We start from the raw sequence: 21406 nt of genomic DNA, 5'->3' as shown, positions 1-21406 counted from the left end.
GCTGTTCTCGGGGCCTTATGAACGGGCCCAGTACCGGATATCGCGGCACCGGACGACGAAATCGGCGGGCGAGCTGTCGCCGGCCAGGTCGATGATGCCCGCGTCATGCTCGCCGGTTACCCCTGCGGCGGTGAACAGCGCGTCGGCGCCGCGGTGCGCGATGAACTTGCAGTGGGCGTAGGCGTCGCTGACGAAGTCGCGGGCCGGGGGGAGTGCGGCCAGTTGGGCGGCGGCCTTGTCGGTCGCGAGGACGGCCACGGCGTCGTAGATCACCGACGGTGCGCCATCGATCTTCTGATCGGCCTCGATGTGATTTCCGTCGTCCGCGACGACGCCGCCGACCTTCGCGGCGATGATCTCGATCACCGCCCCCTCCTCGCGGATGGCGTCTCGCAACTGCGACAGCAGGTTCGCGTCCACACCGTCGGTGACGAGCACGCCGATCTTGCGGCCCGCGAACGTCCGCGGGCCGTTGCGCAGGATGCTCAGGGCGGGCGATTGCGGCAGGTCGGTGCGGGGTTCGCGGGCGCAGGGTGCGGGGTCGGGAAGTGCCGGCAGCCCGAGGCCGTCGGCCACGGACCCGGCGAGCGTGTCGTCCACATTGCGCAATGCCGCGACGACGCGCGCGCGAACCTCCACACGCTCACACTTGCTCAACTCGAACACGAACGCGTCGATGATGTGTTGCTGCTCGACTTCGGTCTGACTGGCGAAGAATTGACGGGCCTGGCTGTAATGGTCGGCGAAACTCTCCGGACGCAGCCGGCGCTTGGGGCCCGAAACGTCCTCCGGGACGGTCTGGAAACCCCGTTCCGGATCTTCGCGTGGGCCTTTGATCTCCGAGGGCCAGGAGTTGGGCTCGTAATTGACCCGGTTCGCCGGATTCGCCGTCGCCATGTGACCGTCCTGCTGAAATGTCGCGAACGGACATTTCGGCGCGTTCACCGGTAGCCGGGTGAAGTTCGGGCTGCCGAGGCGTTTGAGTTGCGTATCCAGATAGGAGAAGTTCCTGCCCTGCAACAGCGGATCGTTCGTGAAGTCGATACCCGGGATGATGTTCTGCGTGCAGAAAGCGACCTGCTCGGTCTCGGCGAAGAAATTGTCGACCACCCGATCGAGCACCAGCGTGCCGACCCGGCGCACCGGCACCTCCTCCTCCGGCACGAACTTCGTCGGATCGAGGATGTCGAAGGCGAACCGGTCGGCGAAGTCCTCGTCGAACAGCTGCATCCCGAGTTCCCATTCGGGGAAGTCGCCCGCCTGGATGGCGTCCCACAGATCACGGCGGTGGAAGTCAGGATCGGCGCCGTTGATCTTCACCGCCTCGTTCCACACCACCGACTGCATGCCCTGTTTCGGCTTCCAGTGGAACTTGACGAAGGTCGAGCGGCCCTCGGCGTTCACCAGCCGGAAGGTGTGGACGCCGAAACCCTCCATGAACCGGAACGAACGGGGAATGGCACGGTCGGACATGATCCACAGCAGCATGTGGGTCGATTCGGGGGTCAGCGAGACGAAATCCCAGAAATTGTCGTGCGCGGTCTGCGCCTGCGGAAAACCGCGGTCCGGTTCCTCCTTGGCCGCATGGACCACGTCCGGGAACTTCATGGCATCCTGAATGAAGAAGACCGGCATATTGTTGCCGACCAGATCCCAATTTCCTTCCCCGGTATACATTTTCACGGCGAATCCGCGAACGTCACGCGCGAGATCGGCAGACCCCTTGTTCCCCGCGACCGTGGAGAACCGCACGAACACCTCGGTCCTGCGGCCCGCCTCCCGAAACGGGTCGGCGATCGTCAGATCGTCCAGCGCCGCGTCGTTCTCGAAGTAACCGTGCGCGCCGAAGCCGCGAGCGTGCACCACACGCTCGGGGATCCGCTCATGATCGAAATGGAAAAGCTTCTCCCGAAAATGGAAATCCTCCAGCAGCGCCGGACCACGCTCCCCGGCTCGCAGGGTGTTCTGATCGTCCGCGACCACCACACCCTGCTGCGTGGTGAGGCGTACGTCGTCACCCGATGCCTGCTGGTGAGTCTCTCCGCCGTGTCCCTGTTCACCTGCGATGCCGTCGGTCATACGGTCGTCTCCTGTCCGGTGTGGTCGAACCTTTCGGATAGGGCGCGCCTACCCGCCGCCCACGCCGGTAAACAGTCGGTGCCGTACGCCGGGGACCGCCTGCTCACCGGTGAGTCACGGCCTGGCTCACCGCGTCCGGGCCGCGGTACAGATGATCGGGAATCTGCTCGAGCTCACTGATCACGGCCGCGTCCGCGCCGTTGCTCCGGGCCACACGCACCAGATCCTCGCGGTCAGCGGGATAATCGGCACCGTGTAAGCATCTCCGTACTTGAATCGGGTTGATCTGACTCATCGTCCGCGTTCCTCGACTTTCGACTTCCTTCGCTCGCGGGTGTTCTCGCGGGTGTTTCTACGCGATACCACCCGACACAGCGTGCAAACAGCACTCTCGGGTCAGCGTTCGGATAGGGCTTGGCGGTGGGGACGGGCTGCCTCGAACCGGTGTGTCAACCCATGGCGGGACGGGTAGATCGTCCCGGTACGAGAGGAGAGTGTCATGGATGGTGACCCCGCCGCAGGTGCACGTGATGGGGAAGATCGGTCGTGGGATCGCCAGGCACGGGGGGAGACCGAGGCGGAGCAGTTGGATCGCAATTTATCCAGCTTGTTGCAGGAGTTGCGGGTAGTACAGACGGGGGTGCAGCTGCTGACCGGATTTCTGCTGACGTTGCCGTTCCAGGCGAGGTTCACGGACCTGTCGGCCGCGATGCGGGACCTCTATCTCGTGGTCGTGTCCGCATCGATCACCGCGACGGTTCTGCTCACCGCTCCCGTGGCCGCGCATCGAGTGTTGTTCCGCCACCATCGGCTGGCCAGGGTGGTGCGGACGGCGCATCATTTCGCGCTGGCCGGACTGTTGCTGCTGGGGGTGGCGCTGACCGGAGTGGCCGTCCTGATCTTCGATACCGTGATCGGCACGACGGTCGCGTGCTGCGCGGGCGCGGTGGTCGCCGCGCTGTTCATCGGGGTATGGGTCGTTCATCCCTGGTGGCAGCGTCTGCGGCGATAATTGGGGGGAGTGCACCGATCAGGCGAGGGCGAACGTGAGCTGGATCGTCGGTGGGGTGGCGCCGCGCTGCCAGGAATAACCGAACCAGACGCCCGGGGTTATTTCGCGAATTTCGTCGTAGGTTTGCGGGGTTGGGGACTGGGCGTAGTTCAGTGCCCAGGTCGGTTTGCCATCCAGGATCGCGGGGGCGGTGTAGACGTCGGCGCGGATGCCCTCTATTCCGGCGCCGGTGAAGCGGTTCATCAGGTATCCGCCGTCGGGGCCCGTATAGAAGGTCTTGCCGATCCACAGGCCCGAGGTCGGCGCCTGCATATCGCGCGGCCGGACCACCCAGCCGTTTTTCACACCCATCGGGACCGCTCCGCGTTGCGCGTCGTGGAAAATCGCGTCCTGTTGGCGGTCGGAGCAGCGAAATCTCAGTGAATCGACGGTCACTGCGCGATTATTGTTGTCCAGAACGCAGCCTCCGCCGTAATCGGTTATGGGGGCTGCCGATGCCGCGGGAAGTGAAATAAAACTGGATATGCACAGGGAAAATGCGAGTGCGCACAAACTGATTACCCGGTTGATACGCATATCGTCTCCAGAATTGCCGTATGGATCGACCTGGTTCCGATGCTAGGGCCGAATTCGCCGCCGATCTACCGGTGATAGCCGAACTGTTACCGTGCGCCTTTCGCGGGCTACCGCATCGCCACCGCCGTCTGATCGGTCGCGACAGGCAACCGCCCGGGTGCATGTTGACCAGGTGTCCGGGCCTTGTGACCTGTTACAAACATCAGGTTTCCTGTTAATTCTGTCGATGGTCGATGAGAACATGCTTCTCATGTTCAGAAATATGACTTCCGCATGGAGAGCGCGGCGCGGACTGCGGCGCATCGTCGGGACCGCCACGGTGGTGATGACGGTTTCCGGGGCCTTCGCCGCACCCGTGGCCATGGCGCAGCCGGACGTGTCCGCTCCGGCACCCTCGGCGGGATGCGGTGTCGCGCATCCGGTTTCGGGCCAATCGAACCAGCAGTTCGGCACCGCGAGCCGGTCCGGTCACTACGTCCTCGATGTGCCTCCCGGCGCCGATCGGCCCACTCCGGTGGTCGTGGATCTGCACGGATACCTGGAACCGGCCGAGATCGAGCGCACGAGCAGCGGACTCGGTGAGTTCGGCGAGCGGCACGGGTTCGTGACCGTCACCCCGGCGATCGACGAATCCGGCCTGCCGCGTTGGGATTTCGAGCCGGGCAGCGCCGATGTCGCCTACCTGTCGAACCTGCTGACCCACGTGGAGTCGACGCTGTGTGTGGATCAGCGCCGGGTCTACGTGTCCGGGCTGTCGATGGGCGCCTTCACCAGTTCCGCTCTGGCGTGCCAGCTTTCGGATCGGATCGCGGCGGCGGCCCCGGTGGCCGGGCTGCAGGACTTCGGCTGGTGCCATCCCCGGCGGCCGGTGCCGATCGTCGCCTTCCACGGCACCGCAGATCCGATCGTCGCCTACAACGGCGGTACGGGCCCGAACGCCCGGTTCCTGCCGTCGCCGGACGGCAGCGGTTCGGTTCAGACGCAGAACAACGGTCCCGCGGTGGACGGTCCTGGGCCGCAGAGCATTCCGGCCAACGCCGCGGCCTGGGCGCGGCGCAACGGCTGCGGCAGCACGCCCACGCATCAGCGCGTCACCCACGATGTCGACCTGACCCGTTACCCGTGCCCGGCGACCGGTGACGTCGAACTCTATTCGGTGCTGGGCGGCGGCCACACCTGGCCCGGCAGCACGTACCCGAGTCCGGCCCCGCTCACCGGCGCCACCACGACGTCCATCAACGCCGACCAGCTCATCTGGGACTTCTTCCGCGCACACCCCATGCCGCGCTGAGACGCCCTCGCCGGCGCCCGCTGTGACTCCACGGGCCCGGCGTCCGGCCGCCCACGTCGACGGCCGGACGCCCGGTAGAGCCGGTAATCGGACAAACAGCATCAGCTCCGGGGGCGGTGGCCGGTATGCTGGTTTCCCTGCCCCTGCAACCCGCCTACGTGCAGGGACGGTGGATCAACGTCCCGGCCGAGGCCGGGGTCACGTGGCGGGACCGTATTCATCGAGACGAAAACGGGTATTGCTTGGTCCGGAAGTAGCAGCCCCGCGGACGATGTGGTTCGCCATAGCTCCGAGTTTGTCGTCGGAGCGGAGGAGGAACGCGACGGTATGGGGATGGAGTTCGATAGCGGCAGCCTGGAGGCTACCGAGGAGTTTCTGAACCGGAACTACACGACCATGCAGATCGGAAACACCGCCGAGGGGCCGATCCGCAGCCGAATCACGCGCGACACGGTCGCGGCGGTCAGCCTGGACCGGCTCGAGTTGGACTTCGATATGCGCTACGACGCCGACCCGCTGGGGAAGATCTGCGTGTGCGCGGTGGAGTCGGGGTCCATCGAGGAGAACTACCTCGACGAGGGAGTCACCGATGTCTTCGAGCCGGGGGATATCGGGGTACTCACGCCGCCCGACCTGCCGTACTCGGGTGTCCTCCATAACGCTCGCTACACGATCACCATGTTCGATCCGCAGGAGCTGGCCCGTGTCGCCTCGGCCGATGCGACGCCGGTGGCGCTGATCGGGCATCGCCCGCTCTCGCCGGCGGCCGGCGAGCGGCTGAAGTCGGCGATCGCACACGTGCGTGAGATGGCCGCCGAGTACGACGGCGTGATGCCGCGATTGGTCGCGTCGACGGCGACGCAGTATCTGGTGGCCAGCGTGCTGGAGGCGTTCCCGAACACCCTGGCCGCCGAGTCCGCGGCCGGTGATCGCAACGATGCCCACTCGGCCACGGTCCGCCGCGCGGTCGCGTACATGGAATCCAATGTGCGCGAGGACATCGCGGTCGGGGACATCGCCGCGGCGTCGTATGTCACGGTGCGCGCGCTGCAGCTGGCGTTCCGCCGTCACTACGGCACGACGCCGATGGAATATCTGCGGCGTCTGCGGCTCCGGGGCGCCCACGAGGAACTTCTCGCCCACACCGTCGACGACGGCGCGACCGTCGGTTCGATCGCCGCCAGGTGGGGATTCGGTCACCAGGGCCGTTTCGCTGCGCGATACCGCTGCCACTACGGGCAGTCACCGGGGACGACACTCGATACGTGAGCGGATAAAGCCCGGATGATCGTGGTTTTTCGCCCAACGGCTCGACCGCTTCGTTTTCTGCACTGACGTGACCCGGACCCTGGACCAGGCTGGAGAGTGCGGCCTGCTGATGGGTATGCGTTCAACACCGAGCGTCCGACCCGCAATCGATCCGTCGCCGGAGGCAGTTCATGACCTCTCTGACCGCAATCCCGCCCCTCAGCGCCTCACGATCGAACCGGGGAAGCGACCCATACGACGGCATCGAGCCGTGGCTGGAGAAGATGGCGTCGCTGCCCGAGCACAGCCCCGAACGCGCTGCGCTCCGCGAGGAGATCGTGGGTCGCTGCCTGTCCTTGGCCGAGCACATCGCGCGCCGCTATACCCGGCGAGGCGAATCGTACGACGATCTCTATCAGGTCGCGTCCCTGGGTTTGCTGCTCTCGATCGACCGTTTCGACCCGGTACGAGGGACCCCGTTCGTGGCCTTCGCCGTGCCCACGATCATGGGTGAGGTGCGCCGCCATTTCCGCGACCGCACGTGGGCGCTCCGGGTGCCGCGCGCGGTGAAACTGCTGCAAGCCGATATCGGGCCCGCCGTGGAACGGCTCGCGCAGCGGGGGCATCGCATGCCCACCGTCTCCGAACTGGCCGCCGAACTCGAGGTCGACCGTCTGGACGTCACCCAGGCACTGCTGGCCGCCAACGCCTTCTCGACCGAGACGATCGACAACTCGCCCGACGACAGCGGCCGGGTCCCCGCCGCCACCCGCGCGGCCGCGGAACTCGGTACCGAGGACGACGGCTACCACCTCACCGAGGACGCGCTCGCGGTAGCGCCACTGCTGCGCGAACTGCCGGCCCGCGAGCGGGACGTACTGCGGATGCGATTCTTCGAGGACCAGACCCAGCACCAGATCGCCGAGCGGCTGGGAGTCTCCCAGATGCAGGTCTCCCGCATCCTCACCAGAACCCTCGCCACGCTGCGGGAGCAAGCGCTGGCCGATCGACGGTAGTGGAGGCCGCCGCGCGACCGGGTGCGGCTCAATCCAGCGATCCGGGGCGGGCCGGGGGAAGACCCTCGCTCGCCCGCAGCTTGTCCGCCAGGGATGTCAGAAGATTCAGGGACTCCTCGGACAGATCGAACGCGCGGCTGGACAGCCGGCGTAGTTCGTATCCCTGGATCTGGGACAGCAGTTCGAGGTCATGGTCGATCTTCGCGGCGTAGACGTCGTCGGAGAAGTAACTCGGGTCGACCTTGAAGAACCGTGCCAGGGCCGCGATCGTATCCTCGGAGGGATGCGTCCGCCGACCCGACCGTAGTTGGGACAGATACGGTTTCGAGATCGGATGACCGGCCCTGGACAGCACGTCGCACACTTCGGAGTTGGTGTGCGGCGGACGACCTGGCGGATGCACCATGTCGAACAGTTTGTTCAAGCGCTCGGCGAACTCCGCGCTCATACCGGGCCACCTGCTAGAGATTTGCTCACAACGCCCCTCCGCTCCGGTGCTCGATCGCGGTTCCCGATCGTAGCGTGTATTGGCCTGGAGTTCAGCCGAAGTGGGCCATGCTGTCCGGTTTCTCCTCCTGGGACAGGGCGAATCGGACTGCTTCGCTACGCATTTGCCCAGCCGGTGCGGATTTGCCCCGAATACTTGCCAGTTGTTTGCGAGAATGGCGAGATGTACAACCAGGGGGACGCCGCGGCGCGTGTGCGGTCCATCCACAGTGCCGTACTGCTGGCCGAGTTCGGCATCGCGAGAGGGCTGCCGGTCGATGTTGTCCTGCGGGGCACGGGGATCGGGGCCGGCGATCTGACCGATCCGTCGGCGGAGATCACCCTCGAGCAGGAATTCGCCGTGATGCGCAATGTGGTCACCGGTGTCGGTGACGAGCCCGGGCTCGGTTTGCTGGCCGGGATGTCGTGCCATCCGGCGAGCATGGGTATCTGGGGTTTTGCTATCAGCGCCAGCCCCACCCTGCGGGACGCGCTGGAGATCGGTCTGCGGTACGCCGACCTGTCGTTCACCGCCGCGACGCATCACCTGACCGACCGGGGTCAGGACGTGCTCGTCGTGCGCGACGACAGTATGGTGCCGGCCGAGATTCGCCGGTTCGCGCTCGAGCGCGACCTGGTCGGCATCGGGACCATGCAGCAGGATGTGCTGCCGATCCGGCTTCCGGCGGTGCGGCTGGAGCTGGACCTCGTCGCGCACCTGGTGTACGAGGCGGTGATGCCGCAGTTCGGGGTGTGCGAGATGGTCTTCGACGCGTCGCGGACCGTGCTGATCCTGCGGGCGTCCTCGCTGGAGCTCGCGCTGCCACAGGCGAATCCGGCGAGCAGGGCGCTGTACGAGCAACAGTGCGCCGCGATCGTGCAGCAGCGCAATCACCGGCGCGGATTCAGCGCGCAGGTGCGTGAGCTGCTGATCGGTCACCGGGGCATGGCCGATCAGTCCGATATCGCGGCGTGTCTGGGGATCAGCGTGCGGACGCTGCGGCGACGTCTGGACCAGGACGGGACGAGCTTTCGGGAGTTGCGTTGCGAGACGGTCGGATTGCTCGCCGAGGAGCTGCTCGGCGCCGGGCTCACGGTGGAGAGTGTGGCCGCCCGGCTCGGCTATTCGAGCGTCTCGGCGTTCAGCCTGAAGTTTCAGTCATGGAAAGGACAGACACCCGGCCAATTCGCTCGCCGGCGCCGCATGCGGGGGCTGGACTGACACCGATCAGCAGCCGCACGTCTCGCCGATGTCGAGGTGGGCCTCGATTGGTTCGGGCGCCGGAGTGTCGCTGGCCGGCGAGGTGTCGGCGGCTTCCAGCACGCGCGAGAGGGCGGTGCGGGCAATCGTGTCGATCGGCTGCTGGACGGTCGTGAGCCTCAGTGCCGCATAGGCGTTCGCCGTGTCGGCGTCGTATCCGACGACCGCGATGTCGTGCGGAACGCGAAGGCCCGCATCGGAAATGGCGCGCAGGGTGGCGGCGGCCTGGCCGTAGGTGCCGACGACCATGCCGTCGGGTGGTGCCTGGTTCGACAGGTGCCGGCTCACGGCGTGGTAGGCGCCCGCGGGAGTGAGGTCGGTGTGGATCTGATGGGCCGCCCGCGCGCCCACGACCGATTCGTACCCCGCGTAGCGCTGGGCGACGGTCTCGCGGTCACCGTGCTGGACGTCGGCCGGGGTGAATCCGCCGACGAATACGGTGTTTTCGCGATGGTGGACGTCCACGAGGTGGCGGGTGGCCAGCGTGCCGGTGTGCACATGATCGGCGCCGATCACGTGTGAGTCGACCTGGTCCCGGTTGTTGTGCACCCAGACGATCGGGATGCGTGCCTGACGGCAGAGTTCGGCGGTCGCCGCGCCGCCCGCGCCGCCGACGACGATCAGGCCCTCGATCCCGGAATCGACGAAGGCCGAGGCGAATTCGACCTCGCGCTCGGGGTCGTATCCGGTGTTGCCGATCAACGTCAGGTGGTCTCGGTCGCGCGCTTCGACCTCGATATGGCCGACGAGGGTCGCGAACAGCGGCAGCCGCACATCGGGGACCAGCAGCCCGATGTGCCGCCAGCGCCGCGGCCGCCGCAGTGCGCGTGCGGCCCGGTCCGGCCGATAGTTGAGCTCGTCGAGCGCCTCGAGCACTCGGGCGCGCAGCCTGTCCGATACCGGTCGCGGGCCGTCGTTGAGCACATAGCTGACAACGGCCGTGGACGTCCCCGCCCGCTGGGCGACATCGGCGAGTGTCGCGCGTTTGACAGTCACATTCGTTCCAATCTCGTCGCCCGCGCGCCGCCGCACCATGCTTGAAATCGTTCTGATTCTTACAGTATCGACACCGGTGTAGTACGACGCAAATCGATTAGATTCGTAACATCCGCGATCTAATCGTTTAACAAGCGCATGATGGAGTGAACTGCATGGCATACGTACGACTCACCGGTGTCACCCACCACGACCCGGAGTCAGCCCATGACAGCTACATCCTGTTCACCGGCGCGGACTCGGTCACCCGGCTCATCGATACCGGCGGCGCGGTTCGCCGGCAGTGGCCTTTCCCGGGGGTTCCGCCGCGCATCATCGACCCGCGGTTCACCGGCGGCCGCCTGGGTGACGTGGGCCTGCAACTGTCGTCCAGCGGCGATTCCCGGGGCGGAATCTACGCCAATGGCACTGTGGGACAACTGACATGGGAGGGGGAGCGAGTGTGGGAGTGGGGTACGCAGGCGCCGGGCGGGGCCGCTCGGCAGAACCACGACTGGGAGCTGCTGGACAACGGCAACCGGTTGCTGCTGGTCACGATCCCGCGGGTGGTGCCCGCCCTGGGCCCATGGGTCGTCGGCGATCAGGGTCTGTACGAGGTCAGCCCGGACGGCGCGATCGTATGGGAGTGGCGCGCCGGCGATCACCTCGATGAGCTGGGGTTCTCCGAGGAGGGCTGGAAAGCCCTGCGTGAGACGGTCGCCCGTGATCCCGGCGACCCGTGGGGATACCTGGAGATCAACAGCGCCAAGACGCTGGGCCCGAACCGCTGGCACAGTGCGGACACAGGCAGCGTGTTCCACCCGGACAACATCCTCATCAGCTCCCGCAAGGCGAACATCGTCGCGCTGATCGACAAAGCCACGAAATCCGTTGTGTGGCAGCTGGGCCCGTACTTCGCCGCCGAATCCGGGGCGCAGCACCAGCGGATCAACGCGCACAAGGTACCCCGGCCGCTCGATCAGATCTCCGGGCAGCACAACCCGCACATCATCGCCGAAGGCCTTCCTGGAGCGGGCAATATCCTCCTGTTCGACTGCCAGGGCGGCGCGGGCTACCCACCGGCTCCGCTGGGAATCTACGCGGGATCGCGCGTGCTGGAGATCGATCCGACCACCGAGCAGATCGTCTGGCAGTACACCGCCGAGGATTCCGGGCTGCCCTCGTGGACCTTCTTCAGCTCCTTCGTCAGCAACGCCCAGCGGCTGCCCAACGGCAATACCCTCATCACCGAGGGTATGCAGGGCAGGATCTTTCAGGTGACCCCCGACGGGCAGGTGGTCTGGGAGTATCTGTCGCCGTACGTGGGATTGGGTGTCGCCGGTGAACCGGAGGTAGGCGAACCCCGGGTGCCGGGCGTGGACCGCCTCACCTCGACGCCGCTGATCTATCGGGCCCAGGCCGTGCCGTTCGAGTGGGTGCCCATCCCATGACCGCCCATTCCATGACATCGAGCCCGCACACCGTAACGGACAGCGCGGATTCGCCGGAGCCCGCGGCCAGGGCTCCGCGTCCGTGGTCGGCGCTGCTCACCGGCCGAGGCGCGCGGCGCTGGCGGGCCGTCGGCGGAACTGTCGCCGGACTCGCCGTGGCGGCGCTCGTCTGGTCGGCGGTGGCCGCGACCGGAGTCTTTCCGCGCCAGCTGTTTCCGGCGGTTCCGCAGATCATCCGAGCCGGGCACACACTGTGGACCAGCGGGCTCCTGGCACCCGACATCGGTGCGAGCCTGCGACGAGCCCTGCTCGGCCTGGCGGCCGGTGGCGGAGCGGGTGTCGCCGTCGCCATCGTCACCGCGACGACGCGCACCGGGCGCGGCCTGCTGCAGCCCGTACTGCGGCTGCTGGCGCCGGTGCCGACGATCGGCCTTGTGCCGCTGGCGATCCTGTGGTTCGGGCTGGGCGAAGGACAGCAAGATTCTCGTCATCGCACTCGGCGTCTTCGTGCCGGTCTGGATGAACAGCCATTCCGGATTCGCCGGCACCCCAGCCGATTACCTCCAGGCCGCGCGGTGTCTGGGCGCGGGCCGCTGGCAGACGCTGACCAGGATCGTCGTGCCCGAGGCGGTGCCCGATGTGGTGGCGGGCGTCCGGGTCGGCGCGGCGATGTCGTTCGTCCTGATCGTCGTCGCCGAGATGACCGGCACCACCGCGGGCATCGGCTATCGGATCTATCAGGCGCAGCTGTACTCGCAGGCCGACCGCCTGATCTTCTGCCTGATCGTGCTCGGCGTGCTCGGCGCGGCCTGTGACGCGGCGATCGTCGTGATCACCGCGCCTGTCGTGCGCTGGGCCCGGGAGGTGCGCTGATGGGTATCGCGGCAGAAGGACTCGTCGTGCATTTCCCGGGCAGTCCGCACCCCACCCTGCGCGAGGTCGAGATGAGCGTGCCCGACGGCTCGTTCACCGTCCTGGTCGGCGCTTCGGGAAGCGGGAAATCGACGCTGCTGCATTGTCTCGCCGGGCTCATCACCCCCACCTCGGGCACGGTCACCGACAACGGCGAGCCGGTCCTCGCGCCCGATCCGCGGCGGGGCGTGGCATTCCAGCGGGATGTGCTGTTTCCGTGGATGAGCGTCGCGGCGAATATCGACTTCGCGCTGCGCGCGCATCGGGTCGCCGCCGGGCAACGCCGCCGCCGGATCGAGGAGTTGCTCGACCTCGTCGGCCTACCCGGCGATGTCGGCAGGAAACGGCCGAATCAGCTCTCGGGCGGCATGCGCCAGCGCGTCGGTATAGCCCGAATGCTCGCCGGCGAACCGGAAGTCATGCTGATGGACGAGCCGTTCGCCGCGCTCGACGCCCTCACCCGGCTGAACATGCAGGACCTGCTCACCGACCTGTGGACCCGGTTGCGGCGCACGGTCGTGTTCGTCACCCACGACGTCGACGAGGCGATCCGGTTGTCGGACACGATCAATGTGCTGGGCGGCGGCCGGATCACCAACCGGATCACCAACCCGCTGGGCCGCCCGCGTCCCGCCGACACACTCGCCGATCAGCCCGCGTACAGCGAGCTGCGACGCACCCTCCACCATGAGCTCGGCATCGAGCGCAACGACTTCGCAGATCCACCGACACCATGAAGAGAAGATCCATGAAAACTGCCGTCTTCCGCCCGCTCGCCCTGGCCGTCGCACTCACCGCCGTCGTGGCGTCCCTCGCCGGATGCGGTGCGCGCGAGGATTCCGATCCATCCACGCTCACAGTCGGATTCGTCGTCGACCCGTCGTGGGCGCAGATACCCGTCGCCCAGCAGGACGGATATTTCGCGAACCACCACGTCAAGGTGAAGGTCATCGACTTCTCGACCGGTGTGGAGGCGCTGCAGGCACTGGCCGCGCATCAGGTCGATGTCACCACCGCCGCCGATGTGCCGACCGCGGCGGCGCTGACGCGCACACCGACGGTGCGCATCGTCGGGGACGGATCACGCTGGCAGGGTTCGCGAATCGTCGCCCGGCGCAGCGCCGGAATCACCTCCCTGCGGGATCTGGCCGGTCGATCGGTCGGCACGCCACTGGGTACCAGCGCGGCGTACTTCGCCTCGAATGCGCTGGCGCACACCGATATCACCGACAAGCTCGTCCAGGTGGCGCCGCAGGCCGCGGTCACCGCCGCGACGCAGCGCAATGTCGACGCCATCTCGATTTTCCAGCCGTACCAGGCGCAGGTCATCGCGGCGCTCGGCAATGACGCGGTCGAACTGGCCGGTGGCAGCTACAGTCAGCACAGCCTGTACCTGGCCACCGACACCGCGATCTCCGGTAAATCCGCCGCCCTGACCGCCTTCTTCGCCGCACTGAACGACGCGAGCGGGCAACTCACGTCCCGCACTCCCGCGGCGATCTCGGCCGTGGCCGCGGCGACACAACTGTCGCCGGACCTGATCGGGAAGATCCTCCCGGAGTTCGACTACACGCTGCAACTGCCGCCGGACCTGGCCCAGGTCCTCGCCGACCAGGCGCGCTGGGCGAAAATGCAAGGGGCGGTGGACCCGTCGGTCCAACTACCCGACTACGGCAGGTTGGCCGACGGTGATTTCCTGCCGCACGGCAAGTAGGGATCGCCCCACCGCTACTTCAGGACGTTCACCGCGCGGGCGATGACCAGGATCCCGGTCACGAAGGAGATCGCGGCCTGCACGGTCATCATCGCCTTCACCCACCGGGACAGCGGCATGACGTCGGTCGGGCTGAAGGCGGTCGCGTTGGTGAAGGCCAGATAGAAATAGTCGGCGAATTGCGGTTCCCACTCCTTGTCGGCCAGCTTTCCCATCTGCATTTGCGGGAACAACAGATCGGGATGTTTCTTGCGGCCGTGCGCGCGGGCGGCCGGGCCGCCCCGATCGAATTCCCAATACCACAGTGCGAATACCAGGACATTGGTCGCCCAGACCTCCGCGCCCGAGGAGAGTAATACGCCGGGGTCGTTGCTGAGTTTTCCGTCGATCAGCCCGGCGACCAGGCGGTCGACCGACCATGCTGTCGCCACGCTCAGCAGCGCCGACAGCGCGAGGCCGGCCGAGCGCAACCAGGTGGCCTCGCGGTCGATGCGGACCGGATTCGCCACGATCAACACCACCATCAGGATCAGCGCCAGTCCGGGAATCACCGCGACCGGTTTCACCACGAGCCGATCGGGGAGCAGCAACTGCAGGGCGATGACGACGATGACGGCGACCGTGGCGGCGATTCGGGACTCACCCGCGCTACGCCGCGCCCAGGCTGGGACCGAGTCGGTGTCTTCATTCATCGGGCACAGTATTCACCCGTGAGCGCTGGGGGCGGTCGATCTTGTGCCCCGGTGCGAACTGTGTCGGCGCGGCGCGGGCTATTCGAGGACTTTTCCGGCCAGCAGCAGGACGGCGAAAACGCCGACCGCGATCACGAGCCCGTAGTGATCCCCGGACCTGCCGTAGTCATAAATCGATGCGCCGACGACGACCGCGATGACGAGAAATAAAAAACGCTTCACCTTGACCCCTCAACCTCACCTCACCCTAGAAAGCGTGGCTTCGGTTGCGCCACAAGGGAGTACGCCAGTGGCAGCTGAGTGGCGGCGACAGGACAGCGGGACCGCCCCTCGTGCCGAGCGGTCCTGGACTGAACCCAACTCGCCCCCGAGTCGTATTGATCTGTATCACCGGCCGACACAAGGGGCATCATGCAGATACCGACCTGCCTGCACGCTGGCGTCGCAGCCACGGGGATCGCCGTCGCGGGCATCGCCGCCATGGGGGTCGCATCCGCGGCCCCGGTACCTCAGTCACCGTCGGCCGTGGCGCCCGCAGTGGTTCCGCCCGGCGGTCTGATCACCACCTTCGTGCACAATCAGATCGTCTACTGCTCGATCATCTGCCCGCTGATGGTCCAGACCGGCGAAACGGCTGTCACCACGACCGCGCAGGCGCCGGGCACGTACCGGGCCGCACTACGATCGGGTGACCAAGACAAGGCGATGGGCGTCACCGCCGCGTCGATCACCGGGCCCACGAACGTCGCGGCGGAGAAGGCCATCCTCGCCGACGGCACGGAAGTGGCGCCGCGGGCGCTGAACGCGTTCGAGGTCGGCGTGGTCGGCCTGCTCGACGTCGGCCCCGCCGCCGCGGGCGGCCCGCCCGCGATTGCCGCGGCGCTCCAGACCGCCCGCCAGGACACCTACACCGCGATGAACCGGCCGATCGTGCCCAACCCCACGCCGACCGTCGAGCCGCACGGCGTCGGTCAGGTCGCCGTGGTGGGTGCGATCAACATCGGCGCGTCGGTCGTCTTCCCAGCCTTCAACGACGTCCTGTCCGGCGCATTCGAAGCCCCCGACGCCGCAGCTCGGACCCTGGCGACAACCGGCGACCCCGCTCGAGCGGCCGCCGCGGCCGCCGACACCGCAACCGGAGTACACACCGCGGCCGACGCCGTCATCTCGCAGGCGGTCACCACCGCGGTCGACAACCTCCGCGCGGCCAACGGCTAACCCGCACCCACCAGCCGGACTCTGCTTCTCAGCAGGCCGGCTGCGAAGCCCTAGCAGACTCGTCCAACCTGGGCCGATTCAATAAGCCTCCGCCGCCCACCACTGCCATCCACGACTCGGCAGATACAGTTCCCGATCGGTTCGCGCATGTTCCCGACCTGGAGCCAGCTTCGGTGACGTCGCCGCCCCGTGGACCTCGCGCGGTCTTGTGTTCCCACGGGATGGAGGCCTGCGGGTCGGTGCTGGCAATAGCCTCCTGATGTAGATTCCGATCGTCAGGAAGGCCGACCATGCTTGATCCGATTGCCAAGAGCTGGAACGGTACCCAATTCAAGGTCGATCCCGCGACTTTGAACGGTGCGGCGGGACGGATCGGTGCCGCATACGACGAAGTAAACACAACACTCGGCGCGCTTACGGAGTCCGGCACTCCGTCTGCCGATTTCGGCGCCGTACTGTCGGCGCACGATAGGTTCGCCGCGGCATGGCTGCCGGAGACGTCGGTATTCCTGTCGGCGTTGGGCGAGACCGTCCAGAAGTTGCTCGATTCCGCGCAGCTTTACCAGGAGACTGATGCCTCGTCGGCTCGACTGTTCACCACGGGGTAACTGCCCTGACCTCGGACGGACCCGAAGGATACGACAATCATGAGCGCCGGCTCAGAATTCAAGAGCATTATGGACCAGCTGCTGGCGAACTATAAGAGCATGACGGCAAGCGAGCTCGAAGGGTATCTCGTCGAGGCGCTGAAACCATCAGGCCCGCCCGGTTCACCGAGCTCGATCGCGAGTCAGGCGCAGGTCTACCAGAACGTCCAGAAGAATTGCAGCAGCGCCCTGCAGGCATTGCAAGGCATCGGCCCCCATCTGATCTGGCAGAGTTTCGGAGCCGATAAAGCTCAGCAGGTCATTGCCGGGCTCATTTTCGAGGCCGGGCTGGCGAGCCAGGCGTTCGGTGCTGCGAACACCGCCCTGACCAACTGGGCCGACTGGCTGTCACAGGCACAGCAGAACGATGCCGCCGCGTGCCAGGGGATGAATGAGTTGCTCGCGGACCTGGCCGCACAGCAGGCGCAGTCAGCGGAGGAGGCACACCCGATACCCGTGGGGATGACAACGGTCCTGAGCGCCGCCGGGTTCTGCTCGGATCGTCTGAGTGTCGCACAGCAGACCGTGGCGGCGGCGGCAGAGGCTGCCAGCATACTGGGCGAGTTCACTGAAATGGCTTGGGCGCATCAGATTGCCGGTCCGTCGGGCGACCCGCTAGCAGCCGTGGTGACCGCCGCCACGGGTGGCGGCAATTCGGCGATCGTGAATCCGGCGGTTCTCGCGCGCGCAGCCCAGCAGTTGGAGAACATGACGCCAGCCGAGCAGAAAAGTTTCGACGCCTTGCTGGCCGACTGCAAGTCTCCGGCCGAGGCGGCCTACGTGTGGAAGGCTCTGGGCGCCGGTTACACGGTGAGCCAGGTACAGGCGTTCGATGCCGCGATCCATCCACACGGCGGCGATGACAAGTGGCTCAACACCCATCTGATGCCCGACATCACCAACGACACTCTGGCCACATACGACGGCAAGGTGGATCCGCAGTTGGACACTATCGGCCTTGATATCTATGACCAGGGCGAAGTAGGTGATTGTGTTGCCGCGTCGACCGTGGTCGCCAGAGCAAGTGTCGATCCGGTGTACATGCTCGGCCTGACCACTGGGTACGGTCTGCCCGCCCCCAGCGACAAACGCTCCAACGGCATGCCACCTGTCGGCGATGACAGCGCGCCGGCGTTCTATGACCGGCTCCAGCAGGCCTATGCAGGTGGATTCGACCAATACGGGACCGATTCGTCATCGCAAGCGGTGGCACTGCTGGATCAACCGACCGGCAAAGTCTATGTGCCCACCTCGCTGGGTTCTGCGGCGGACCGGCAGGCGGCAATACCACAGATCGAGGCGGCGGTGAACTCGGGCCAGCCGGTGCCGATCGACATATATGGGACCTCCACCAACGCGCAGGGGCAGGTGGAGGAGCCCGCGCACCAGGTGGTCATCATCGGTCGGGCGGGTGCGGCGCTCGAGATCTACAACCCGTGGGGTTCGACCACGTGGGTAAGCGAGAAGGACTTCGTCGACGGCACAATGGGTGATGTCACCTCCAACAGTCCAGAGGGCGGGATGCCGATTCCCTACGAAGTCATCACGCCCCAGTGACGATCCGAGATCTGGTGAACCGGTCGCCCCGACGCGATGCCGACCTGCGTGGTCTGGATGTAACGGCGGTCATCACACAAGGCATGTTGCTGCCGGGTACTGCACGTTCGGCTATGTTCACCGAGGCCGCTATCGCCGCATCCTGGGAGGTGCAAGATCACGGCATCGGCCCGTACCCGCTGCGATTCCTGGCGGGATGCGTCCGTGCGATGGGGCTGCGTGCCGCGCTCGCGCTGCCACAACCGCTGATCGGAGCCGAACCGGCTGAACTGGTGCACGGCTGGCTGGCAGCCGCGGTCGGATGGCAGGACAGCATCGCAGACGACGAGATGTTCGCCCGGTGGCTGGACATGGTCGCCACCATGCTCGCCGTCCGCCGGGCCGTCGGTCGTGATGTCGCCGGACGATCCGGGCGACCTTCGCCGCAGGAAGGCGAGATCAGCTCTGGAAGTCCGGACAAGCCGCGTGCTTGACGTCTCCGAACCGTTCCGCATTTCTCAACTGCCCGGCCGGCACGCCATTCGGTGCTGAACTGCACGTCAATCGCGATGGTGGTTGTGCGCTCTGGCTGCGGCCGACTGAACGGCAGTGATCCGGGGTATGGCGAAGAATATGACGGATGGTCGAATGGATAACGACTACGCGACAGGGAGTGTGACCGTGACGACCGATGGGACAGGGACGATCGACACCGCGGACGCTGTGGTGATCGGGATGGGACCCGGCGGCGAGGATGTGGCCACCCGGCTGGCCACCGCGGGCCTGGAGGTGGTCGGCGTCGAGGGTCGTCTGGTCGGCGGCGAGTGCCCCTATTACGCCTGTGTCCCGACCAAGATGATGATCCGTGCCGCGAACACCCTGGCCGAGGCCCGGCGGGTCGGCGAGTTGGCCGGGGCCGCGACGGTGCGGCCGGACTGGGGTCCGGTCGCGGCGCGTATCCGGGAGGAGGCGACCGACAACTGGGACGACACGGTAGCTGTCGAACGATTCGAGAAGGCCGGGGGCCGGTTCGTGCGCGGCTGGGGCCGGATCAGCGCGCGAGGTGAGGTCACCGTGGAGACCGCGAACGGCCCTCGAATCATTCACGTACGCAAGGCAATCGTTCTGAATCCGGGCACCTCGCCGCTGATCCCGCCGATCCCGGGCCTGGACGGCACGCCGTACTGGACCAACCGCGACGCCGTGGCGGTCACCGAGGCGCCGGAGTCGCTGATCGTCCTCGGCGGCGGGCCGGTCGCCAGCGAATTCTCCCAGCTGTTCGCACGGTTCGGCGCGGAGGTCACGACCCTCGTGCGGTCGAGCCTGCTCTCCCGCGACGAGCCCGAGGCCGGTCGGCTGCTGGCCGATGTCTTTGCGAAGGAAGGCATTACGGTCCTGACCGATACCGAGGCCACGCGGATCGAACACGACGGGCGCCGCTTCGCCGTGCACCTCGGCGCCGGCGAGGTCCGCCACGCCCAGCACCTGCTGGTCGCCACCGGCCGCCGCACCGACCTCGCCGCACTGGGCGTGGCCACGGCCGGTATGGACGACACCGCGCACACCATCCCCGTCGACGAGCGGATGCGCGCCGCCGAGGGCGTCTGGGCGATCGGCGACGTGACAGGTCACGGCGCATTCACCCACATGTCGATGTATCAGGCCCGCATCGCCGTGGGTGACATCCTCGGCGTCACAACCGAATCGGCCGACTACAGGGCCACGCCCCGGGTCACGTTCACCGATCCGGAGGTAGGCGCCGTCGGCCTCACCGAGGCCCAGGCCCGCGCCGCGGGCCTGCAGGTCACAGTGGGCGCCACCCAGGTCCCCACATCGGTCCGCGGCTGGATCCACAAGGCGGGCAACGAGGGTTTCATCAAACTCGTCACCGACGCCGACCGTGGCATCCTCGTGGGCGCCACCTCGGTCGGACCCACCGGCGGTGAAGTATTGGGCGCGTTGGCTGTCGCCGTACACGCCCAGGTCCCGGTGAATACCCTGCGCGAAATGATCTACGCCTACCCGACTTTCCACCGCGCGATCGAATCCGCACTGGAGGCTCTGGAGTAAACAGACTTCGGCGGCGGTTCAGCGGCGGCGTGTTCGCACGGTGCGATATCCGAGCATCAGCAGGAGCTTGGCGACGGCGGCCAGTCCGGCGATGCCCAGGGCGGTTGCCGACCACCGCCAGTGGGTGAGCGCGTAGTCGGCCAGGCCGAGATGCACGGCGACGGCTGCGACGGCGACCGCTGCGAGCAAGGGGATCGGTCGCCGGATCGGGTGTGTGGGCAGGTGCGGGCGCTTCACCGGGGATCGGGGGCGGTGTCGTCGACCTCGGTCCAGTCGATGGCGAGCCCGCTGCGTCCGAATCGTTCGAGATCGCGGCCTATGGTGTCGCGGATTCGTTGCAGCGCTTGGTTATCGACCGCGTCGATCCGCACGGTCAGGTCGTCGGGCGAGGCGTCCATTCGGCACCTTCCCAAGGGGTCGAAGACGATCGTGGCGTGGGTATCGGCCTGTTCGACGCGTAGGCGGACCTCGCCGAGTGCGGACGGTGCGCCGCCGTGCATGCGCATGCGGTGGGCCTTCGGTGAGCCCATCGCGGTGGCGTGCTTGCAGAATTGGCGCAGATATCGGGCGGCTCGGTCGGTCGCTATCCGGGTTTCGATGGTAGGCATCGTCGGTCACACGCGGGTGATAGCGGCGAGCCACGCCTCGACGCGGCCGGGTTCCGGGGTGATGTCCAAGGTGGCCTCGACCAGCGAGTCGATGCGCCAGCCGTCGGTGAAGGCCGATTCGATATCGGTGCGCGACAACCGATGTGGACCCCACCCACCGGGCTGACGGTCGCTGAAGCCGAGCATGAAGTAGTGGCCGCCCGGCCGGAGGACCGCCGCCAGGGCCGCGGTGTAGGCAGTGCGGGCCTCGCCGGTGAAGATATGGAACAGGCCCGAATCGAGCACGGTATCGAAGGATTCGCCGAGGTCGGCCAGCGCCAGGGCGTCGTGGCGGACGAATCGGACCTCCAGGCCGCGATCGGTCGCCTTCTCCCGCGCCCGGCCGATCGCCTGGGCCGACTGATCGACACCGACCGCGTCGAGTCCGGAATGTGCGGCCATGAGGGCGTGTTCTCCTGTGCCGCAGCCGATATCGAGGACTCGTCCGGTGATCTGCCCGGTATCGGCCAGCGCGTGGAATGCCGGTTGCGGCCGGTCGATGTCCCAGGGGGGTTTGCTCGTGTAGAGGTCCTCGGGTCCGTTCGGGGGGCGGTAGCCGGGGTGCGGGGAATGGG

General features: G+C 66.8%; 24 protein-coding genes. 14 read left to right on the top strand and 10 right to left on the bottom strand.

Features of this window, described 5'->3' with window-relative positions:
* Nucleotides 1-15: 15 nt before the first annotated feature.
* Together JZ791_RS02915 and JZ791_RS02910 are read right to left on the bottom strand one after the other, a co-directional pair.
* Entirely contained in the window at nucleotides 16-2079 is a 2064-nt protein-coding gene (locus JZ791_RS02915; protein ID WP_216892551.1) for a catalase, read from the bottom strand.
* Nucleotides 2080-2182: 103 nt separating this feature from the next.
* Nucleotides 2183-2374: a DUF2795 domain-containing protein gene (locus tag JZ791_RS02910; RefSeq protein ID WP_216892550.1), complete on the bottom strand. Its 192-nt coding sequence runs from the start codon at nucleotides 2372-2374 to the stop codon at nucleotides 2183-2185.
* 204 nt (nucleotides 2375-2578) lie between these two features.
* Here JZ791_RS02910 and JZ791_RS02905 point away from each other — a divergent pair, with 204 nt between their 5' ends.
* Nucleotides 2579-3091, top strand: coding sequence for a DUF6328 family protein (locus tag JZ791_RS02905; RefSeq protein WP_216892549.1), 513 nt, complete (start codon nucleotides 2579-2581; stop codon nucleotides 3089-3091).
* Nucleotides 3092-3109: 18 nt separating this feature from the next.
* Here the strand turns inward: JZ791_RS02905 and JZ791_RS44680 are convergent, their stop codons facing one another.
* Complete coding sequence (locus JZ791_RS44680) at nucleotides 3110-3442, bottom strand: hypothetical protein (protein WP_254205131.1); 333 nt, start codon at nucleotides 3440-3442, stop codon at nucleotides 3110-3112.
* A gap of 487 nt (nucleotides 3443-3929) precedes the next feature.
* Between JZ791_RS44680 and JZ791_RS02895 the strand changes: the two genes are divergently transcribed.
* The 3 genes from JZ791_RS02895 (at nucleotide 3930) to JZ791_RS02885 (ending at nucleotide 7222) form a co-directional block, all read left to right on the top strand.
* Nucleotides 3930-4958, top strand: coding sequence for a CE1 family esterase (locus JZ791_RS02895; protein ID WP_216892547.1), 1029 nt, complete (start codon nucleotides 3930-3932; stop codon nucleotides 4956-4958).
* A gap of 333 nt (nucleotides 4959-5291) precedes the next feature.
* Entirely contained in the window at nucleotides 5292-6227 is a 936-nt protein-coding gene (locus JZ791_RS02890; protein WP_254205130.1) for a helix-turn-helix transcriptional regulator, read from the top strand.
* 170 nt (nucleotides 6228-6397) lie between these two features.
* A complete protein-coding gene (locus JZ791_RS02885; protein ID WP_216892545.1) occupies nucleotides 6398-7222 on the top strand; it encodes a SigB/SigF/SigG family RNA polymerase sigma factor in 825 nt (274 codons plus the stop codon).
* 28 nt (nucleotides 7223-7250) lie between these two features.
* Here JZ791_RS02885 and JZ791_RS02880 read toward each other — a convergent pair whose 3' ends face one another.
* A complete protein-coding gene (locus JZ791_RS02880) occupies nucleotides 7251-7670 on the bottom strand; it encodes a helix-turn-helix domain-containing protein (RefSeq protein WP_216892544.1) in 420 nt (139 codons plus the stop codon).
* A 222-nt stretch (nucleotides 7671-7892) separates the two neighbouring features.
* On the opposite strand from JZ791_RS02880, the gene JZ791_RS02875 reads away from it, so the two are divergent.
* Nucleotides 7893-8930: an AraC family transcriptional regulator gene (locus tag JZ791_RS02875; RefSeq protein WP_216892543.1), complete on the top strand. Its 1038-nt coding sequence runs from the start codon at nucleotides 7893-7895 to the stop codon at nucleotides 8928-8930.
* Between the two features lie 6 nt (nucleotides 8931-8936).
* On the opposite strand, the gene JZ791_RS02870 is transcribed toward JZ791_RS02875, so the two are convergent.
* Complete coding sequence (locus JZ791_RS02870; protein ID WP_308162739.1) at nucleotides 8937-9965, bottom strand: LacI family DNA-binding transcriptional regulator; 1029 nt, start codon at nucleotides 9963-9965, stop codon at nucleotides 8937-8939.
* 155 nt (nucleotides 9966-10120) lie between these two features.
* Between JZ791_RS02870 and JZ791_RS02865 the strand changes: the two genes are divergently transcribed.
* From JZ791_RS02865 to JZ791_RS02850, 4 genes are all read left to right on the top strand, one after another.
* On the top strand, nucleotides 10121-11395 hold the full coding sequence (locus JZ791_RS02865) for an arylsulfotransferase family protein (RefSeq protein WP_216892541.1): 1275 nt from the start codon (nucleotides 10121-10123) through the stop codon (nucleotides 11393-11395).
* A 432-nt stretch (nucleotides 11396-11827) separates the two neighbouring features.
* The gene (locus tag JZ791_RS44675; protein WP_254205129.1) at nucleotides 11828-12268 is read left to right on the top strand and encodes an ABC transporter permease; all 441 of its coding nucleotides are present in this window, start codon (nucleotides 11828-11830) and stop codon (nucleotides 12266-12268) included.
* Nucleotides 12268-13044 carry an ABC transporter ATP-binding protein gene (locus JZ791_RS02855; RefSeq protein WP_216892540.1) on the top strand — a complete coding sequence of 259 codons (777 nt, stop codon included), beginning with the start codon at nucleotides 12268-12270 and terminating at the stop codon, nucleotides 13042-13044. Before JZ791_RS44675 ends, JZ791_RS02855 begins: the two co-directional genes overlap by 1 nt.
* An 11-nt stretch (nucleotides 13045-13055) precedes the next feature.
* Nucleotides 13056-14021, top strand: coding sequence for an ABC transporter substrate-binding protein (locus JZ791_RS02850; protein ID WP_216892539.1), 966 nt, complete (start codon nucleotides 13056-13058; stop codon nucleotides 14019-14021).
* Nucleotides 14022-14035: 14 nt separating this feature from the next.
* Here the strand turns inward: JZ791_RS02850 and JZ791_RS02845 are convergent, their stop codons facing one another.
* Nucleotides 14036-14713: a DUF1345 domain-containing protein gene (locus tag JZ791_RS02845; RefSeq protein ID WP_216892538.1), complete on the bottom strand. Its 678-nt coding sequence runs from the start codon at nucleotides 14711-14713 to the stop codon at nucleotides 14036-14038.
* A gap of 78 nt (nucleotides 14714-14791) precedes the next feature.
* The gene (locus tag JZ791_RS02840) at nucleotides 14792-14935 is read right to left on the bottom strand and encodes a hypothetical protein (protein WP_216892537.1); all 144 of its coding nucleotides are present in this window, start codon (nucleotides 14933-14935) and stop codon (nucleotides 14792-14794) included.
* A gap of 189 nt (nucleotides 14936-15124) precedes the next feature.
* Between JZ791_RS02840 and JZ791_RS02835 the strand changes: the two genes are divergently transcribed.
* The 5 genes from JZ791_RS02835 (at nucleotide 15125) to JZ791_RS02815 (ending at nucleotide 20184) form a co-directional block, all read left to right on the top strand.
* Nucleotides 15125-15931 (top strand): hypothetical protein, encoded by an 807-nt coding sequence (locus tag JZ791_RS02835; RefSeq protein ID WP_216892536.1) that lies wholly within the window; start codon nucleotides 15125-15127, stop codon nucleotides 15929-15931.
* A gap of 290 nt (nucleotides 15932-16221) precedes the next feature.
* On the top strand, nucleotides 16222-16539 hold the full coding sequence (locus JZ791_RS02830; protein WP_216892535.1) for a WXG100 family type VII secretion target: 318 nt from the start codon (nucleotides 16222-16224) through the stop codon (nucleotides 16537-16539).
* A gap of 39 nt (nucleotides 16540-16578) precedes the next feature.
* On the top strand, nucleotides 16579-18135 hold the full coding sequence (locus tag JZ791_RS02825; protein ID WP_216892534.1) for a hypothetical protein: 1557 nt from the start codon (nucleotides 16579-16581) through the stop codon (nucleotides 18133-18135).
* Nucleotides 18132-18608 (top strand): hypothetical protein, encoded by a 477-nt coding sequence (locus tag JZ791_RS02820; RefSeq protein ID WP_216892533.1) that lies wholly within the window; start codon nucleotides 18132-18134, stop codon nucleotides 18606-18608. The genes JZ791_RS02825 and JZ791_RS02820 overlap by 4 nt, the downstream gene beginning before the upstream one ends.
* Nucleotides 18609-18795: 187 nt before the next feature.
* On the top strand, nucleotides 18796-20184 hold the full coding sequence (locus JZ791_RS02815; protein WP_308162737.1) for a dihydrolipoyl dehydrogenase family protein: 1389 nt from the start codon (nucleotides 18796-18798) through the stop codon (nucleotides 20182-20184).
* A gap of 18 nt (nucleotides 20185-20202) precedes the next feature.
* Here the strand turns inward: JZ791_RS02815 and JZ791_RS02810 are convergent, their stop codons facing one another.
* From JZ791_RS02810 to JZ791_RS02800, 3 genes are all read right to left on the bottom strand, one after another.
* The gene (locus tag JZ791_RS02810; protein ID WP_216892531.1) at nucleotides 20203-20421 is read right to left on the bottom strand and encodes a hypothetical protein; all 219 of its coding nucleotides are present in this window, start codon (nucleotides 20419-20421) and stop codon (nucleotides 20203-20205) included.
* The gene (locus JZ791_RS02805) at nucleotides 20418-20792 is read right to left on the bottom strand and encodes a DUF2218 domain-containing protein (protein WP_216892530.1); all 375 of its coding nucleotides are present in this window, start codon (nucleotides 20790-20792) and stop codon (nucleotides 20418-20420) included. Before JZ791_RS02805 ends, JZ791_RS02810 begins: the two co-directional genes overlap by 4 nt.
* A 6-nt stretch (nucleotides 20793-20798) precedes the next feature.
* On the bottom strand, nucleotides 20799-21406 hold a 608-nt coding region (locus JZ791_RS02800), incomplete at its 5' end, for a class I SAM-dependent methyltransferase (RefSeq protein ID WP_216892529.1).

Origin of the sequence: Nocardia alni (genome assembly GCF_019038435.1) — a bacterium.
Taxonomy (GTDB): Bacteria; Actinomycetota; Actinomycetes; order Mycobacteriales; family Mycobacteriaceae; genus Nocardia; species Nocardia alni.
Note: the sequence above shows the minus strand (reverse complement) of the source record. Positions and strands in the feature narration are given on the sequence as shown.

Coding starts and splice junctions, on each gene's coding strand:
- JZ791_RS02905 (WP_216892549.1), top strand. CDS start 2,579: ATGGATGGTGACCCCGCCGCAGGTGCACGTGATGGGGAAGATCGGTCG.
- JZ791_RS02830 (WP_216892535.1), top strand. CDS start 16,222: ATGCTTGATCCGATTGCCAAGAGCTGGAACGGTACCCAATTCAAGGTC.
- JZ791_RS02835 (WP_216892536.1), top strand. CDS start 15,125: ATGCAGATACCGACCTGCCTGCACGCTGGCGTCGCAGCCACGGGGATC.
- JZ791_RS02895 (WP_216892547.1), top strand. CDS start 3,930: ATGACTTCCGCATGGAGAGCGCGGCGCGGACTGCGGCGCATCGTCGGG.
- JZ791_RS02805 (WP_216892530.1), bottom strand. CDS start 20,792: ATGCCTACCATCGAAACCCGGATAGCGACCGACCGAGCCGCCCGATAT.
- JZ791_RS02890 (WP_254205130.1), top strand. CDS start 5,292: ATGGAGTTCGATAGCGGCAGCCTGGAGGCTACCGAGGAGTTTCTGAAC.
- JZ791_RS02855 (WP_216892540.1), top strand. CDS start 12,268: ATGGGTATCGCGGCAGAAGGACTCGTCGTGCATTTCCCGGGCAGTCCG.
- JZ791_RS02845 (WP_216892538.1), bottom strand. CDS start 14,713: ATGAATGAAGACACCGACTCGGTCCCAGCCTGGGCGCGGCGTAGCGCG.
- JZ791_RS44680 (WP_254205131.1), bottom strand. CDS start 3,442: ATGGGTGTGAAAAACGGCTGGGTGGTCCGGCCGCGCGATATGCAGGCG.
- JZ791_RS02875 (WP_216892543.1), top strand. CDS start 7,893: ATGTACAACCAGGGGGACGCCGCGGCGCGTGTGCGGTCCATCCACAGT.
- JZ791_RS02825 (WP_216892534.1), top strand. CDS start 16,579: ATGAGCGCCGGCTCAGAATTCAAGAGCATTATGGACCAGCTGCTGGCG.
- JZ791_RS02910 (WP_216892550.1), bottom strand. CDS start 2,374: ATGAGTCAGATCAACCCGATTCAAGTACGGAGATGCTTACACGGTGCC.
- JZ791_RS02915 (WP_216892551.1), bottom strand. CDS start 2,079: ATGACCGACGGCATCGCAGGTGAACAGGGACACGGCGGAGAGACTCAC.
- JZ791_RS02850 (WP_216892539.1), top strand. CDS start 13,056: ATGAAAACTGCCGTCTTCCGCCCGCTCGCCCTGGCCGTCGCACTCACC.
- JZ791_RS02885 (WP_216892545.1), top strand. CDS start 6,398: ATGACCTCTCTGACCGCAATCCCGCCCCTCAGCGCCTCACGATCGAAC.
- JZ791_RS02880 (WP_216892544.1), bottom strand. CDS start 7,670: ATGAGCGCGGAGTTCGCCGAGCGCTTGAACAAACTGTTCGACATGGTG.
- JZ791_RS02865 (WP_216892541.1), top strand. CDS start 10,121: ATGGCATACGTACGACTCACCGGTGTCACCCACCACGACCCGGAGTCA.